At 27.2% G+C, this 18,367-nt stretch carries 12 protein-coding genes; 8 read left to right on the forward strand and 4 right to left on the reverse strand.

Translation table 4 applies throughout. The features are described 5' to 3' along the window. Nucleotides 1-372 precede the first annotated feature (372 nt). Nucleotides 373-1,986 (forward strand): ABC-F family ATP-binding cassette domain-containing protein, encoded by a 1,614-nt coding sequence (locus FJM08_RS07330; RefSeq protein ID WP_140031320.1) that lies wholly within the window; start codon nt 373-375, stop codon nt 1,984-1,986. A 29-nt stretch (nt 1,987-2,015) separates the two neighbouring features. Here FJM08_RS07330 and FJM08_RS07335 read toward each other — a convergent pair whose 3' ends face one another. From FJM08_RS07335 to FJM08_RS07345, 4 genes are all read right to left on the reverse strand, one after another. Continuing rightward, nucleotides 2,016-2,705, reverse strand: a complete 690-nt coding sequence (locus tag FJM08_RS07335) for a ribonuclease HIII (RefSeq protein ID WP_140031321.1) — start codon at nt 2,703-2,705, stop codon at nt 2,016-2,018. Nucleotides 2,706-2,707: 2 nt separating this feature from the next. Beyond that, nucleotides 2,708-3,664 carry a Cof-type HAD-IIB family hydrolase gene (locus FJM08_RS00815; RefSeq protein ID WP_140031322.1) on the reverse strand — a complete coding sequence of 319 codons (957 nt, stop codon included), beginning with the start codon at nt 3,662-3,664 and terminating at the stop codon, nt 2,708-2,710. Between the two features lie 217 nt (nt 3,665-3,881). Next, nucleotides 3,882-11,081 carry an SGNH/GDSL hydrolase family protein gene (locus FJM08_RS07340; RefSeq protein ID WP_140031323.1) on the reverse strand — a complete coding sequence of 2,400 codons (7,200 nt, stop codon included), beginning with the start codon at nt 11,079-11,081 and terminating at the stop codon, nt 3,882-3,884. A 10-nt stretch (nt 11,082-11,091) separates the two neighbouring features. Next, a complete protein-coding gene (locus FJM08_RS07345; RefSeq protein ID WP_140031324.1) occupies nt 11,092-12,639 on the reverse strand; it encodes a TrkH family potassium uptake protein in 1,548 nt (515 codons plus the stop codon). 193 nt (nt 12,640-12,832) lie between these two features. Between FJM08_RS07345 and FJM08_RS00830 the strand changes: the two genes are divergently transcribed. The 7 genes from FJM08_RS00830 to FJM08_RS00860 all read left to right on the forward strand — a co-directional run bounded on the left by FJM08_RS00830 (nt 12,833) and on the right by FJM08_RS00860 (nt 18,362). Continuing rightward, nucleotides 12,833-13,525 carry a potassium channel family protein gene (locus FJM08_RS00830; protein ID WP_140031325.1) on the forward strand — a complete coding sequence of 231 codons (693 nt, stop codon included), beginning with the start codon at nt 12,833-12,835 and terminating at the stop codon, nt 13,523-13,525. A gap of 17 nt (nt 13,526-13,542) precedes the next feature. Then, the gene (locus FJM08_RS00835; RefSeq protein ID WP_140031326.1) at nt 13,543-14,871 is read left to right on the forward strand and encodes a C1 family peptidase; all 1,329 of its coding nucleotides are present in this window, start codon (nt 13,543-13,545) and stop codon (nt 14,869-14,871) included. A gap of 108 nt (nt 14,872-14,979) precedes the next feature. After that, nucleotides 14,980-15,282: a 4'-phosphopantetheinyl transferase superfamily protein gene (locus FJM08_RS07350; protein WP_140031327.1), complete on the forward strand. Its 303-nt coding sequence runs from the start codon at nt 14,980-14,982 to the stop codon at nt 15,280-15,282. An 8-nt stretch (nt 15,283-15,290) separates the two neighbouring features. Continuing rightward, nucleotides 15,291-16,088: a lysophospholipid acyltransferase family protein gene (locus FJM08_RS07355; RefSeq protein WP_140031328.1), complete on the forward strand. Its 798-nt coding sequence runs from the start codon at nt 15,291-15,293 to the stop codon at nt 16,086-16,088. A gap of 7 nt (nt 16,089-16,095) precedes the next feature. After that, nucleotides 16,096-16,914, forward strand: coding sequence for a segregation/condensation protein A (locus FJM08_RS00850; RefSeq protein ID WP_140031329.1), 819 nt, complete (start codon nt 16,096-16,098; stop codon nt 16,912-16,914). Beyond that, complete coding sequence (scpB, locus tag FJM08_RS00855) at nt 16,904-17,536, forward strand: SMC-Scp complex subunit ScpB (RefSeq protein ID WP_140031330.1); 633 nt, start codon at nt 16,904-16,906, stop codon at nt 17,534-17,536. The genes FJM08_RS00850 and scpB overlap by 11 nt, the downstream gene beginning before the upstream one ends. After that, entirely contained in the window at nt 17,529-18,362 is an 834-nt protein-coding gene (locus FJM08_RS00860) for an RluA family pseudouridine synthase (protein WP_140031372.1), read from the forward strand. The genes scpB and FJM08_RS00860 overlap by 8 nt, the downstream gene beginning before the upstream one ends. The last annotated feature ends 5 nt before the right edge of the window (nt 18,363-18,367 follow it).

The raw sequence follows: 18,367 nt of genomic DNA on the forward strand, positions 1-18,367 counted from the left end.
AATATAGATTAAAATTTTTCACTACATTAATTAATAAAAATGTCTATAACTATATTTTCAATAAATCGCTATAAAAGAAACAAATTTCAAAAATTGTCCTGAATTAAATATACTTAAAAGACATTGAATGAAAAATAAATTTGTCTGAAATGAAAATATATTATTGTTTTATTATTAATATTTTAAAATCTAACATCATTAAAATACATAGATGCTTTTGGGTTTAATGATCCAAAAATGATTTTATATAATTAATCAAATAACGTTACTATAAACAAATAAAACAAATTTAATCTTGTTATTATTAAAAACGTCTTAAATTAATATAATTTAGTAAAATTGTTTTAATATCTATTTTTATTGGAGTTAATTATGTTGGATGTTTGTGGTATAAGTAAAATTTTTCCCGATAAAAAATTATTTTCAAATGTTAATTTGAAATTTTTACCCGGAAATGTTTATGGAATAATCGGCGCTAATGGCGCCGGAAAATCAACATTCTTAAAAATACTTAGTGGCGAAATCGAAGCAAGCGAAGGACAAATTATAAAAGAAAAAAACGCTAGAATGAGTGTTTTGTCACAAAATCAAAACGAATTTGATGAATTCATAGCTACAGATGTTGTTATAATGGGTAATAAAGAAATGTATGAACTAAATATTCAAAAAAATAAAATATACGAAGACCCAAACGCAACTGTAGAAGATTATGAGAAAGCAAGTATGCTTGAACAAAAATATGGTGAAATGGGCGGCTGAAACGCAGAAAATGATGCCCAAATTTTACTTTCGAATTTAGGAATAGCTCCTGAAAAATGAAATGCTAAAATGTCAGAATTACTCGCAAATGAAAAAGTTAAGGTTTTATTAGCAAAAGCACTATTTGGCAACCCAGATATTCTAATAATGGATGAACCAACTAACCGTTTGGATTTGAAAACAATTAAATGACTAGAGAACTTTTTAATGGATTATCAAAATATTGTTATTGTTGTTTCTCACGATAGTGATTTTCTAGATACTATATGTACTCATATTGTTGATATTGATTATTCAGAAGCAAGGTTATTTACAGGTAACTATAGTTTTTGAAAACAATCAAGTCAATTAATGATAGAAATGCAACAAAAACAAAATCTAAAAAAAGAAGAACAAGCCCAAAAATTGCGTGAATTTATTGCTAGATTTTCAGCTAATGCTTCAAAATCAAAACAAGCTACAAGTAGAAAAAAATTACTAGACAAAATTGTCATTGATGAACTAAAACCTTCATCGCGAAAATATCCTTTTATCAAATTTGAACTAAATCGAGCTCCCGGAAAACAAATTCTAAATGTTCAAAATTTATCATATGTAAATGATGCAGGTGAAACGTTATTTGAAAACGTTAATTTCACAATCAGGCCCGGAGATAAAATGGTTATTATTGGTTATGACGATATTGCTAAAACAAGACTTTTGGAAATTTTAATGCATAAAAGAAAACCTACAACCGGTACAGTTGAATGAGGTATCACAATTAAACCAAATTATCTTCCAAATAATAATAGTGAATATTTCTCTGAAAATAAAACCATTATTGAGTGAATTAGTAAATGGCCATTAAATAATTCGACCCAAGAAACAAAAGATAATAGTGATTCAAGAATGCGCGCATTTTTAGGCAGAATGCTATTTTCAAACGATAGCGTATTTAAAAATGTTACAGTAACAAGTGGTGGTGAAAAAGTAAGATTAATGATGTCAAAATTAATGCTTGAAGAAAGCAATTTCTTAATTTTTGATCAACCGTTAGATCATCTAGATTCTGAATCAATTGATAGTTTAATTGATGCAATCAAATCATATAAAAGTTCTTGTATTTTTACAACATACAATCGTGCAATGATTAAAGAATGTGCTTCAGTCATTTTAGAAATCAAACCTAAATCAAGCTATTTATTTTATGGTACGCTTGATGAATATGAAGAAGCCATGGGATATTAAAAAGCAACTTGTTCCAAACAAGCGCTTTTTTAATTTTTATTAATTATTTTTTGAGTAGTTTTAAAAGAAATTTTCGCAACTTCAATTAACTTTGCGTGGCCATATATTTCAACAAATTCTCTTGCGTTTTGTTCGACTTTTTGGCTTGCGCCTAATTGAAATTTAAAATTAAATTTCTTTTCTTGCTCTTTCATGTAATCAAGTAATAGTTTGCGAGCAATTATTGAAGCGGCTGCAACAGAAATTGATTTGTCTTCAGCCTTGGTTTCTAAATAAATTTTTCCCGTTGGTTTTTGAAATGCTAATCATTCTATATTTTGCAATTTTATAATATGTCTTTCAAATGTGTTGATTGAATTTGTGTATTGATCAATTATGATATCTACCTTATTATTTAAATAATTTTCTAATTGTCTAATTGAATTACAATGAATTAATGTTTTGATTTCATTGTTATTAATGTTTTGTTTAATTAATTTATTATAACCTTGTTGTGAAAGCAACGTCTTTTTTCAAATCACTAAATGATTTAATTTATTAAAAAATTGAATAATTTTTTTATCAGAAAATTTCTTGCTATCTTTTATGCCTAATTCTATTAAGATATCAATATTTTTTTCTGGCACAAAAACTGCGACAGAAACAACAGGCGTAAAGTAATCTCCCACGCCAGTTTCATCAACTCCAATCAATTTATTGTAATCAATTTGTGTAATCATTTTTATTTTTCGTCTTTATTGTAAAAATTATCAGCTTTTACAGTTTTTAAATTTTTTCTTTCTAACGCTTTTTTCTCACATGCTTTTTTGATGTATTTATCAGGATTATCTAAAAATTCATCAATAAAGTATCCAACCGCGCCTTCTTTGTTGGTTTGTTTCATTACAACTACTGATTTTTTCTTAATCATTGGTTCAGCATTAGCTGGAGCAACTCCAACGTTTCCTACTTCATACATACTTAAATCGTTATATGAGTCGCCAATAACAACAGTGTCTTCAATGTCTATGTTGTAATATCTCATCATTAGTGATATAACCTTACCTTTGTCGACTCCAATTGAAGTTATATCAAAAACAGGACTTAATCCTTCACCTTTTGATCAAGATGAAAATTCTCCTAAATCGCCATATCTTCTTTTTAAATATGTTAGTAATTCTAAAACATCGGTATCAGGTCTAGCATCAAAAACAATGCCTGTTGGTTTTAGAGGAATTTTTTCTAGATTAATTGATTCTCTAAATTTAGTTGCTTGGTTGAAACCAAAAACTTTTTCTAGATTTGGGTCTCTGTGCATTAGTTGAACCCAGTCTGGGCCTTCAATTGCGTAATTGGTAATTTCCTTTTTAACCTTTTCATCACCAAGAATATATAGAACTTCATTTAAGTCTAAATAGGAAATTGTTGGTATAAAAAACGGATCAGCAGGGTTATGTATATGCGCACCGTTATAGTTTCCAACGATAGCATTTAGGTTTAATCTTTCATATACTGGCTTAGTACTTCTTCAAGGTCTACCCGTGATGATTGAAACAATATGACCTTCTTCGACTGCTCTTTTTATTGCTGATTCGGTTTTTTCATGCATTGTTCCAGCTGAAGAATCAGCTAAAAGTGTACCATCTAAGTCAATCGCGAAAAGAAATCTTCTTTTGTCCGAATCTTTGTTGTATGCCATTTTTCTCCTTATTTTATAAATTTAAAATTTATTTTATTATCTTTATATATTTTATATTTTTTTGTTGAAAATATTCATAAACTAAGAATAAACTCAAAAAATAAGGCGGTTTTAAACATTCACAAATTGGTTTAAATAAACTCAAGTAAAAATTAAAAACATAAAATAGTTAGTCAACAATTTGTAAAATAAAAACAGCGCTTGCTGTTTTTTTGAATTATGAATTAAATTTTACTTTATTCATTCCGCTTCATTCGTGAATAGAAATTTGTTTATTAAGTTTCATAAATTTACCATAACCGCCTTCTCTTATGGTTAGTAAAATATATTCACGTTTTGAAACTTTGGTTCCCTTATCATCAATTTTGTATTTAAATTCTTTCAATTTATTTTTTTCAGAACTATGGTATCCACTTGATGTAATTAAATAGATAATTGAATCAGGAGTGTAATTACTTTCTTCGGCGTATTCGTAGGATGAACTTATTCAACCCTTTTTTTCTTTCGCACAATAGTTAGTGAATTCGCGACGAATATTTGCATTTGTAAAATGTTTTTTCATTCCGGCAAATTTATTGCCAACTCCAGGAATTCAATTAATAGTAGAAGCTTCCTGAATTTCCCATAATATAGCTTTCGAACCCCTATATAATGTTACAGATGCAGATAGGAAACTTCCCTTATCTCTTTCGCTTTCTTTTGTTTCTCTACCAAACATTTCAAATATTACTCAATTTAATGTTACAAATAATCTATATGTTGCTTGGTATGCTGGTTGTTCATATCTAGCAAAATAATCGTTATTATAATTGTGAATTTTTTTAGATTCAGAATCAACTTCTTCTGCTAATAATTGAAAGATAGTATCTGCTAATTTTAGATAGTCTACGTTAGGAGAAATATTATCTTCATCATTTTTTGATGCATTCACTGCTTTAGCTTTTTTTCCTAATCCAATGCCATCTTTTATCATTTTATTAAGCGATGCTAGATTTGTTCTTTCGCCTTCATTAGCATTCATATTTATGTTATTCAATGCTTTCATTATAAATGAATCTGGCGATTTACTTTTTCCTAGTAAAAGATTAATTAATTTAACTAATACTTCACCGTTAATAACCTTATCTTTACCGATTAATTCTGCGGCTACCAAAACATCTGTTGCGCTTAATACTGACGCGAATTCTTTGATTGCGGCTGTCACCCATTCGCTTGGTTTTTTCAATGAAAAGTTTTTAGCATTTTCAGCAAATTTAGTAACTAATCTGTTTAATATTTTGCGTTTATAAATTTCAGTTTCTAAAAATTTCGGAACGACTTTTCCAATAAAATCCGATAAGAATTTTTTATCTTCTTGATTGACATTTTCTAATGATAAATATTTAACAAATTCTTCAATTAAAATGTTTACAATTTCTTGATCTTGAGAAAATTTGGTAATAATCCTTGTTACATTGGCTTTTAATTTGTCTCCAATTTTTAAAATTGAATTACTTAAAATATCACCTAATTTATTACTATTCAAATTATCTTGAGATAGATATTCTTCGACAGCAGACTTAATTAATTCTCTTGTTTCTTCATAATTTATAACTTTTTCAATTACTTTTTTAAGTTTATCTTTATCAACACCTGGAATATTAATTTTAGAATAATCAATTTTTTGAGCTTGATCTTTTAAAATATGTTGAGCAACTTCAACTATTGCTTGCTTTGTATTTTCGTTTTGTTTAAATACTTCACTGAATGCTTTCAATGCGTTTATAATAGCTTTTTCGATGTTATTTCAGAAATCGTTTGAGTTATTATTTTCTTCAATAACTTGTCTAACTCTACTTATTTTTTTAGATTTTTCAGTTTTTTCTATCTTATTTCCTTGGTTAATTAACTTAGAAATGTTACTTGAAATGTATGTATACAATGATATTAATTCTTTATATAGTTGTTCTTTAGAAATATTCTTCCCAAAAACATCTTCAAATAATTTCTTTAAATTTTCAGTTGAAAATAATTCATCAAATTTGATCTGTTTAACTGATTTTAAAAGACTTTCTTTAATTTCGTTTGGATTTATTTTATTTTGTTCATTAAAGATATTGACATTGGCTAGTGTGTCAATTGTAGAACCAATGATTTTTTCGGCAATATTTTTAGTTCCATCACTTAGAATTAGTCTCGAAAGTAATGATTTAATATTATCTTGATCTATACCAGATAAAGTTAATGAATATTTAGCATTAATTGCGTCGATTACATAAGCAATAATTTCCTTAACTTGTTCTTCTTTTAGTAATTTATCAAGCAATTTTTTTGATAGCTCCTTTAAGCTTTCTTTACTTTTTTCAAAAACTAATTTGAATATATCGTTTATTGATTTAATTTTATCGATTTCTTCATCAGTTAAGTTAATTAGCAAGTTGCCTAAATCAATCATAAACTTCTTAGTTAGGTCTTCACTAAAAATTATTTCATTTAAAGCTTGTGCTACGTATTCAGCAACTTTTTGAAGTTTAGGATCAGACTTAATTAGAGTTTGTTTTAAATTATTTAAAGCATTATTAACAAGATTTTTAACGTCTTGTGATTTTTGAAATTTTTCTACTAGTGAAGTTAATAAAGTCTTAATTTTTTCCTTATTTTCATTTGACTTTAAAATCTTAAATCCTAATTTGATTATTGCTAAAACTTCCTCAAACTTAAATATTTCGGTTATTTGGTTTATTGTGCCTTGGTCGGAAAAGTCAATGCTTTGTTTTAAAGCATCTAATAATTTTTTAACAATTTCCTCAGATTTTGCTTCTTTGTTAAAAGCTTTAAATAAATTATCGAATAATTCATTAAACAATTTTGTTTCAGGGATTTTTTCAAATATTTTTTCGATAAATTCTTTAATTTTGGTTTTGTCTTCTTCAGAAATTTGAATATTCGCCTTAGTTTTTAGATATGCAAAAAGTCAATTTGAAATTTCTGTTGGCAATTTTTTATTTTTTCAAATTTTTGAAATGATATTTTTAATTAAATCTTTATTTTCTGATCTCAATATTTGCGGTACAAATGATAAAAGTAATTCAGCAAGTGATTTGGCATTATATGGATTAGCATCTTTTAAGCTGATAATTAATTTCTTGATTGATTCTTTATTTTCGTTAGCTAATATTGTATTTAAAATATCTTTAATTAATGTGTGAATGTGGTCTTCAATTGAAGAATTATTACCAGCAATTTCTTTAGCGAAATTTTCATCTCATTTTTTAATAGCTTTAGCAATTTCACTTGAAAGTAATTTAACGATTTTTTCGTTATCTTTTAACTCAAATAAAATGTCGGCTATTTTTTCTAAAATTAGCTTTTGACTTTCAATATCAAGTTTCTTTCAAATTGCTTGAAATAATTGGACTATTTCGCCTTGTGAATATTGTGGAACAATTGACGTGATAGTTTGACTATTTTCTTGTTTTAGTGTAGCGTTTTTAGAGGCAGAATTTTCTTCGCCTAACAATTTTTTAATGATAAAGTCTTTATTATCGAAAATTAAGTTAAATATTAATAAAACGTCTTCTTTTGATAGATAGTTAGTGATTGCCTCTTTTAATGTTTCAAATTTAAAGACGTTTTTTAAGCTGCCTAATAATCCAGGAAGCAATTTGGTAATACTTTGTAAATTAAAAGTTGTATTTTTATCTTTTAATAAACTAATAACATTTTCAAGCACACTAGAAACAAGGGTTTCAAAAATGTTTTTTTCTTTTGCAAATTTTAGAATATGAGCCAAAAAGTCAACCAATTTACCTTCATATTCAGCTTTAATATTAAAACCAGGAAGTAGCGAAGGTAGAAATGTTTTTAGCAATGAAACTATGGCTTTAATATTATTTTCATCAGATGATAAAGAGTCAGCTGTTACTTTACCAATTAACTTAGCGATTTTTTGCTTGTTTAAAGCGATAATTTCTGTTATTAATTCTGTGACATTATTTGCATTATCTAATTTATCACTTGAAAATGATGAAACAATGATATCGTTTAATTCGTTTAGAATTTCATCATCTCAAACGGATTCGAGATGTAATTTTAGACTTGATAGAATTGTTGAAATATGTTGTTGCAATTCAATGCCTGATTCACCAGGTTTAACAATAAATGAATTTAATTGCGAAAATAGTACATTTTTAAGATCTATTTTGCTTAGAATTAATTCAACAATCTTTTTATTGCCTAATAAAATTTTTAAGGATTTAACGAAATCTTTAAATTCAACTTTGCTTTGGCCATCTTTATTTTTAGCTAATAGTAAGTCAATAACATCATTTGCAATTCCTTGTGATGCAAATTTTGATAAATTAGTTAATAAATAGTTAATAAATTTACTAAAATCAGCACTATCATCTGATTTGACGCTTTCTAAAGTTTTAATGAAATATTCAATAAATTTGTTGTAAATATTTGAATTAGGAATGTTTTTAATAACTTCAGTTAAATATTTTTTAAATGCTTCGATATCTTCATTTTTAATGTTCAAATTTAAATCTTTTTGAGCCAATGAAATAGTTACATCTAAAACATCGCTCAATATTGATTCGTCTTGTAAAATCGAAGAAATAGTTGAATTTACAAACTCTAAAATCCCATTGTTTTTTATATCTTTTAATAAGTCAATAGTGAAAGTTGTAATCGTTTCTAAATTATAATTTTTGCCGTTTTCAAGAATATATGAAAAAATCTTATTAATTTTTTCTGAATTGACATTTGATTTAAGTATTGCAAAGATTTTTTCTCAATTTGCTTCAATAATAGAATCAATAGTTTTTTCATTAATTTTTTCGCTTTGAAGATTTTTCTTATTTAACAATTCAAAAATCGGCTTGACAATTATTCCTTTTAGTAATGACTTAATTGTATTTGAATATAGCGAATCTTCTTTCATTACTTTTTCTATAATGCTAGAAACAATATCGTTAGCAATTTTTTTGCCATCAGCTGTTAATTTTCCATTTTTATTTTTTAATAAATCAAGCATTAATTTTGTAATGGTTTTAGTTGCTGAATTATTTAGAATTGAACCTAAATTCTTTGGATCTAAAATATTATTTTGTTTGATATATCCAAATATTGTTGCTTTTAGGCCTTCAATAAATTGAGCTTGTTCGGAATCATCTTTTCCAAGTTTAAGCGATATTATTGAAAAGAGTAAATCGTGAGCTCCAGATTTACTATCAATAGGATATTTATCACTAATTGCATTATTAATGCATTTTGAAATGAAAGTTTCAAAGTTCATTTTTTCATTATTTTTTTCATCAATGAATGTATGAATGCCAAGATATAGTAAATCAATACCTTCATCAAATTTGTCTAGATTATCTAAAAAAAGTGAAGTAAATTTTTTAACTTGTGTAGTTTTATCCGTCTCAATATTATTTAATTTGATTAATATGGCGGTAAATTTGTTTGCTACTTCTTCAAATAGAACTTTATCCTTCTTTAGTAAACCTATTGTGGTTTTCAACAATTCTTTTAATTCAGATTTTGTATCTTTTACTAATTGACTTAAAAAATCAACATATGAATCACTTTCAAAGTATTTTTCTGGCTCGTCAACTAATAAAACCGTGATTTTTTCAGCAAGTGCTTTTATTGAATTTACAAAGCTTTGATCATCAAATATTCTTTGAAATTTTGGATCAGGATTGCCAAAAACTTTTTTATAGGTTTTATTGACTAATATATCGTTAATAAATGCATTTATGAAATTTTTAACAAGTTTTTTTCCTTCACCATTTTTTGATAGTTTAGTATTTGCAATTTCTTTTGTTAGTAAGTAAATATTATTAATTGATTGGAATTCACTTTTAAAAATTGTCATAATGTCTTTCAATTTGATTGAATATGATTTTTCTAAAATTAAATTATCAATTTTTTTAGCAACAGAAGCAATATTATTTTGCAATGTTTTGCTATCTAATAGTGAATTTATAATATTGATTAAAAACTCACGGTTTTTAGAATTTTCTATTTCTTTTTCCATAAAACTTAACAAGTTTTTTAATTCGTTAAGATCAATGTTAACTAATTTTAATAAATCGCCTAAACCATAAATTAGTTGTTTATTTGTTATGTTTTTGCCATTATTAAAACTTAATTTAATGTTAGATAAAATATTAAATTCTCTTTTTGAATCAATTAATTTTTTATTATTATCTAATTTTTCAAATGAATAGCTTTTTGAAAAAGTATCAATATTTTCACCTACAAGACCTAAAATATTTGATTTAATAGCGGTTGCGTGTGTTTTAAATAGTAGTGCTTGGCTATATGAATTATTATCCGAGTCATTAGTACTATTTTTTGAAATCAAAGCTTCGTAATCTTTTTTAGATAGCGATAATTTTACAAAAATATCTTGTGCTAATTTTTTATAAGTATTGTTTGTTGGCAAAAAATCTAAAATTGAATCAGAAAATTTATTAGTATTTTCTGAAATCATATTTTCATTTTTAAAACTTACGAAATTTACCTTAGCATTTTTAGATGCTTCTCTAAGGCTGCTGTTAAGCTTTTTAGTAATATCACCTATATAATCATGATTAATTTGATTTTTTAAAATTGCAGTTAAACGTAAATAAGGACTAGCATATCCAATTACATTAATATTAGCGTTTGGATTTATTTTTCTAACTTCGCTTAATAGTGTTACATATTTAGCTACAATGGCGTTGCTTTTTTGTTCGTAAACTTTTACAATTTCCTTTAAATTGGCTTCAAGTTTTTTTGTATCATCATTTTCTCTTATTACGTTAAATAGAATTTGAAATAAACTATTGCCATCAAATAAATCATTAAATCCCAGTGAAATAGTTAAAAGGTTTGCATTTTTTATTTCATTTCTTATTTTTTGAAAATCCTTATCTTCAAATTTGCCAAAAAGATTCTCAAGCTTGTTTGATTTTGCTAATTGCATTGTTTTTTGGTTATATAATGTCATGGCATTAAAATCATCGTTTGCTTGATATTTTTTACTGTCTAAAATATGCAATCAGTGATCAATTGTTGAACCTGATAGTCCGTAGTTTTTATAAAATACTAATTTAGTTTTGGCATCATTTAATTCATTGATTGCATTAGCTAAATATGAAGCATAAGAAATACCGATAATTTTCTTTTTTGCTTCATCATATTTGTTTTCGGCAAAATTATTAAAACTTGAATTATTTCCAGCTGCATAATCATCGCCAAGAGCTAAATATTTAACATTGCCTTCAATTATTTTTTGAGAATCTGCATTAATCATTTCGTTTTCATTGTTGTTTTTTTTGTTTTTTGTAATGCAAGAACTTGATAGTAAAGAAGCTACTCCTAGCGCAGTAGAAGTAGATAGCGCAACTATTGCTTTAGTAATTTTTCTATTTTTTGATTTCATTGTAAAACTCCTATCCGATTGATACATCTTCGTAGATGTAACGATATTGTTCGGGTGTTGATTTTGTTTTTCCTCAAATCTTGATTGTTTGTGGAATGCCAAATTGACCAATTATCATAATTAAAATTAATGTAAGTTTTCCGACTGTTTTTACTGAACTTGTTAATCCAGTTGTTAATCCAGAGTTTCCAAACGCTGAACAAATTTCAAATAATGTAAATGTCATAGGAAACTCATCGCCTTGTATAGTTTTAGCAGTGGCGGGTATTGTTGAATATGTTAGCAATGTTGTCACGGTTATAATTAATATTGCTATTGAAAAAACATTAATTGCCTTGATTAGTGTTTCTTTACCGATTTGTCTTTTAAATGCGTTAATGTTTCTGCCACCACGAATTGTGGATAGAACACTTAAAAATATAACTGCAATTGTTGTATTGCGAATTCCTCCCGCAGTCGAAACAGGTGAGAAGCCTATAAACATTAAAATTGCATGACAAACAATTGTTGGTTGAGTAAAGTTATAGTAATTTACAGTAGAAAATCCAGCCGACCTTGTTGATTTTGTTTGAAAGTAAATAGCGAATAATTTATTTCATACATTCCCGTATTCGGATTGATTTCAAAATGTATTTGGATTTTTTGATGATGTTTCAAATAATACCGTCAAAGCCAGTCCAAAAATTGTTGTTATTAAGTAGGTTATTAACGTAAATTTAGTAAATAACGATAGGCGATGTTTTGAATTATTTTTGTTAACCGAAATGATTTTTAGTCATAAATCATAAATAACAGGAAAACCAATGCCGCCAATCACGAAAACAATAAACGTAACAACTTGTAAACTATAATCTTTATAAAATGGTTGTAAGCTTTTATCGCCCATAATATCGAAACCGGCATTATTTATTGAGCTAATTGCATGAAAAATGCCATATCTCAATGAAAGTGTAAAATTTTGATAAGGGTTATATTCTGAAGTTACATACGGATTAAATTTTTCACTTTGTGGAGCAAGCGCCTTAGCATCATCAAAATATTGGCTTGGGTTAAAATAAAAAAGTAAGGTAAATATTAACGAGCTAACAACAGTCACAATGATTAAAAAACTTATTGAGACTTTTATCATTTTTCTTGTTTCAACTAAATTATTTGAGCCACGTTCAGTTAGTGAAACTTGGCTACTAAAAATGTTTGATTTAAATCCAAGTAACGATTGAAACAAATAAACTTTAAAAGTAAAAATTCCAATTCCACCGACGACAATGGAAAGAGCAATTAAAGCTTGTCCAAATTCATTAAATACTTTTCCAATTGTTATCGTTGTTAGACCGGTATCACTGAAGGCAGAAGATGCTATAAAAAGCGCATCTAGATAATTGATATGGTATTTTATACCTAAGTTATCTCTAGCATGCGTTGTGTTTCAAAAAAGTAGTAGCGACATCAATGTCACAAATAAAACATATATTAGAAATATATATCTTATCGTACCTATACGTTTTAGAAATCTAAAAAATATATTAGAGTGCTTTGTATTTATCTTTCCACTTTTCATAGATAGAAATTTTACCATAAACCCCAAAAAAAGCAATTTTCTAAAAAATGTACTATGTTTTTACAATTTTTATTGCCTTAACGGTATTATTCAGTGCGTTTTATTTAACATTTTTATTATTTTTTAGTGTTTATTAGACAAATTACTCGCCAAATGGTAATATTAATTATTATTGATTAGCAAGGGAGCTTAAATGAAAATTTTTAAGAAAGTACGTGAAATTTGTATTATTGGAGTGGGTCGTTACGGTTCCGCTATCACTAAACAATTGCTTACCGATAGGGAAAATAATTTAAGAATTATTTTAATTGATTCTGAAGAAAAACATTTAACACCATTTAAAGATGAAGTCGAGATGATTTACGTAGCTGATTGCGCCGAACAAAAATCATTAGAAGCTATTAACGTTAAGGATTTTGATGTTGTCATTGTTAGTGCTTCAAACAATATTGAAATTGTTGCGGCATTATGTGAACAAGGCGTTAAATCAATCATTGCACGTGCGACAACACGCCGTCATGCGCAAGTTTTGCGCCAAATTGGCGTGCATACAATTATTTCACCAGAAGAAGAAGCAGGCAAGAAAACTGCTATGCTAGTTTTGAATCCAACCTTATCACTTTATTCGGAGAATATGGTTGAATTACAAGATGGTTTTGTTAGTGCATCCATTTATGCGCGTTCAAATGAAATAATTGATAAAAAAATTAGCGAATTAGGATTTAGAAATAAATATGGTGTTGTTATCACTATGATAAAAAGAGAACATCTAACATACATTCCAGAAGGTGATTTTAAAATTCTTGAAAATGACTTAATAACTTTTATCGGAAGAGTTGAAGATGTTACAAATGTTTTTAAATTTTGCACTAATAATAAAAAATAAATAACAGGAGAAAATATATGCACAATATTGATAAAAATTTATTAAATGAACTAGAAGTTCAATATAACAAAAATTCTGAAAATGCGATTATCGAAAATTCAATTTTCAAAAATGGAATTAAACAATCATCACTTAATAATGAAATTGTAAAAAAACATAATTTTGAATTTTCAATTGAAACTAAAGTTGGCGGAATTACTAATCAAAAACAAAGCGGCAGATGTTGAATTTTTGCTGCCTTAAATTCAGTCAGAGTAGAAATTATGGAAGAATTAGGACTTGAATCATTAGAACTTTCACAAAACTATATTCACTTCTTTGATAAATTAGAAAAGACAAACACATATTTAACTTGAATTGTTGAGAACGGATTAGAAATTGATAATGAAGACAGATTGTTTAGACACTTTAATCAAGATCCGATTTCAGATGGTGGTTATTGAGAGTTTTTTGTTAATTTAATTAGAAAATACGGTATTTGCCCAAAACAAGCAATGAACGAATCGTTTCATAGTGAAGCTACAAATGATATGGTTACGCAAATTAATTGAAGATTGAAAGCTTATACTGTACAAATGCGTAACGAATTTGCAAAATCAAAGGATTTAAATAAAGTTATTTCTTTAAAGAAAAAAGCATTAGAAGATGTATACAATATACTAACAAAATCGTTAGGAAAACCACCAAAAAACTTTACATTTGAATATCGCAATAAAGACAAAGAATTCAAACGAATTAATAACATTACTCCTCTTGATTTTTATCAACAATACGCTAAAGATTTTTTGGTAGATAAAATAGATTTGATTTCAGATCCTAGAGGAATTTTTAAAGAAAACCAATTAATTGTATGTCCACTTGTAAAAAACGTGACTGAAGGCAATCCTTTAACCATGTTAAATGTTGATATTAAAACCATGAAAAAAGCAATGATTGAGCAATTAAAAAGTGGTGAAACTGTATGATTTGGTTGCGACGTTTCAACTTTTTCATCAAAAGATGGTATCATGGATCCAGAATTGTATTCGTACGATTTAACATTAACTAAAACACCAGAATTTGATAAAAAAGCGCGTTTTGAATCAAGAGCGTCAGTAATAAGCCATGCTATGAATATGGTTGGTGTTAATTTATGCGATAAAGGTCATTCTTTAACTTGAAAAGTTGAAAATAGTTGAGGTGATAGTGCTGGTAAAAAAGGATACTATTCAATGAGTGACACATGATTTACGGAATACAATTACATGGCGATTGTTGACAAAAAATTTTTACCAAAAGAAGTATTAGAAGCATTGGATAAAAAACCAATTGAAATTTCTCCATTTGACCCTTTATGTGAAGAATAATTTTAAAAATTAAATCCGCAATGTGCGGTTTTTTTTGTGTTTTTTGGCTTCATTACACGCAAAAATCAATATTAATGTATAATCTTAATATTAATTAAGGATTATCTTGTGATTGGAATTGATTTGGTTAGCATTAGTAGATTTAAAAACATAAGTAAACGGGCAATTCGCAAAATTTTACACCCTAATGAAATTAATGAATACATTGGTTTGAGTGAGGAAAGAAAAACAATATATATTGCCAGTAGATGAGCAATTAAAGAAGCTCTTTTTAAGGTTGATAATCAATTCATTTTTTTTAATAAAATTGAAATTTTAAAATCACAACATGGGAAGTATTTATTTAAAGATTTTGAAATTTCAACTTCAAATGAGGATAATCTAATAATCGCAATTGTATTAAAAAAATAGGAGCAATTATGAAATTAGCAACACGAAGAAATTTAAGAATCTTACCATTATTGTTTAATATTTTATTTTTAAGATCTAAGGCAAATAGACAAAAGAAAATGCCCGATTACTATAAAGTTGCCGAAAGAAATTATTTTCTGCAAAAGAGTCTTTCAAATATTTTAAGACATTTGAATATCAAATTAGATGTTGAGGGATTTGAAAATGTACCAAATGGCCCATGTCTTTTGATCCCAAACCACTCCACTTATGCCGATGCACTTATAATGTGATCTGCGCTATGAAATCATGGTGACGGTAAAAAGCAAAGCAAAATAGTTAATTTTATAGCACGCGAAGAAGTTAAAGCTAAAAGAACTATTCGTCAAATTGCTGAATTAGGGGACACTTATTTTATTGATACAAATAAACCAATCGCGGCTATGCAAACTTTATTGGAATTTGGTAAATTTATCAAAAAAAATAAATCTTGTGGTGTTATTTTTGCCGAAGGCACAAGAACAAAAGATGGTAAATTAGGAACTTTTAATACCGGGGCTGTACGTTTGGCACAATCAACATATTTACCTATTATTCCTGTAACAATTAATAATGCTGTTAACGCATTAGATTGAAAACGTGAGGGCGAATTAATTGTAAAAGTAACATTTCACAATATGCTTAAACCAATCCAATTTCAAACCGTTGATCCTAAAAGTTTAACCGAAAACATTAAAGAAATTATTGCATCAAATTATATTGATCAAGTGGTAACTTCTAAAGAGACAGTAAAAAATTCATATACTTCAAGAAAAACAAAGAAATAAATAAATCATGTACGAAAACGACAAATCAATTATTAGAGAAATTTCAATTAAACCAGAAGAAAATATTGAAGCAAATGAAATTACTACCGAAGCAAGCGAAAGAAGAATTTTTAAACTGGGAAATTTTGATGGCCCTTTAGATTTATTAGTTACATTAATAAAGGAAAAAAATATAAACATTTTTGATGTTGATTTACTAGAACTTGCAAACCAATATTTAGAAATTATAAAAAACTTACAAGACTATGAATTTGATATCGCATCAGAGTATTTAGTTATGGCAGCTACCTTACTACAATTAAAAGCTCGAATGATTTTAAAAGATCCAGAGGTAGAAGAAGAAATCAAAGAAGAGAAAAAACGTCTATTAGAGCAAATTGCTGAATATGAAAAATTCAAAGAAATTTCGCTAGTTTTACGCGAACAAGAAGAAAAACGTAAAAATCTTTTTGAAAAAAATCCCGAGGAAACCGATGAATTTGAAAGAGAAATCGATAGTAGTGTGCTAGACGGTCATTCAAATAGTTCTAAATTAGTTGTAACATTGCGAAAAATGTTCGAACGAACTTATGCTGAATTGATTAGAAATGTTACAATGAGCACTGTTGCGATTAGCCCTGAAGAACAAAAGAGACGTATCATAGCTTTATTTAAAGGTAAAAAAGAACTTAAATTTGAAGAAATATTTAACGTTCCAAGTATAGGCCACTTTGTTATTACTTTACTTGCAATATTAGATTTAGCTAGACAACAAATTGTAATATTAGAACAAAAAGAAGATGAGGGTATAATCACTTTTAGAAAAGGAATTGAATATGAAGAATAAAATAATTGAAGCATTGCTTTTTATTCAAGGTAGTGAAGGATTAAGCTCTGAACAAGTCAAAGATGTTTTTAAACTTAATACCGTTCAAGAAGCAAGGAGAATCCTAAAAGATTTTAAGGAGTTTTTTAATAAGCAAGAACGTGGACTTAAGGTACATGAATTTAACGATGTTTATAAACTTCTAACAATCGAATCAGTGAAAGATTATATTTCTGAGTTAGTAACAATAACTGGAAAACAAAAATTGTCTAATGCTGCTATTGAAGTGGCAGGCATTGTTGCATATAAGCAACCAATTACAAGATCTATGATTTCAAATATTCGTGGTGTTATTAGTGACGGAATTGTAGCAAGTTTATTAGAAAAAGGAATTATTGAAGAAGTTGGAATAGCTTCTACTCCTGGCAGTCCAATTTTATATGGTATAACCAATAAATTTTATGATTATTTTAAAATTAAAACATTGGGTGAATTGCCACCATTTCCTGAATTTAATCGTTACCACGATGAAGATGAAGAAATGCTGGATAAAGACTTTAACTTGTTTGATTCGCAAAGACAAGATAATGCAAATGAAGACGACAATGTTTTATTAAGTAATGAAGAGGGTAACAATGATTAAGTTCATTGCTAAAAAGGATGACGTAAACCGTATCCTTTTTAAGTTTTTAATTAAGGTTTGTGATAATGTTCCAATTTCTAAAATTGAAAAAATCTTTCGCGAAAAAGATATCAAAGTAAATGGTAAAAGAACAAATGATAAACAATATAAATTACAACTTGATGACATAGTCGAAATTTACGGAATTTCAGATCCATTTAAAGAAAAAACAGAAAATACTTCAACAATTAATTTCAAGGTTATTTACGAAGATAAAAATATCATTATTGTCGATAAAGCGGTTAACATTGCTATGCATTCAGAAGAAAATTCGTTGGATAATCAAATTTTAAAATATTTGAACTATCACAAAACTTCTTCTTTTAAGCCCGCATCAATAGGCAGATTAGACAAAAAAACAAGTGGATTGGTAATTTATGCAAAAAATTATGCTGCTTTAGTTGAATTCGAAACAAAGCAAATTAATTTCGAAAAAGTATATCAATTCGTGTCTGATTTTGATGATGATATGCTTGACATAACTGTTAAATTAAAAAAAGACATTAAAAACGAGAAAATGATTGTAGATCAAACATTTGGCGTAAAAGCAAGAACAATTTTTTACAAAGAAGGCATGCGCAAGTATGCACGTATTATTACTGGAAAAAAACATCAAATACGCGCAACACTTTCATATTTAAAATATCCTATTCTTGGCGACATAAAATATGGTGGAAAATTTGCAAAACGTTTATTTTTACATTCATATTCAATAAAACTAAATAACCTAGCTAATGGTTTTGAAGAATATAACGGACAAATTTTTATTTCATATCCACACTGATAAAATTG

Source organism: Metamycoplasma equirhinis, from assembly GCF_006385185.1.
Lineage (GTDB): Bacteria > Bacillota_I > Bacilli_A > Mycoplasmatales > Metamycoplasmataceae > Metamycoplasma > Metamycoplasma equirhinis.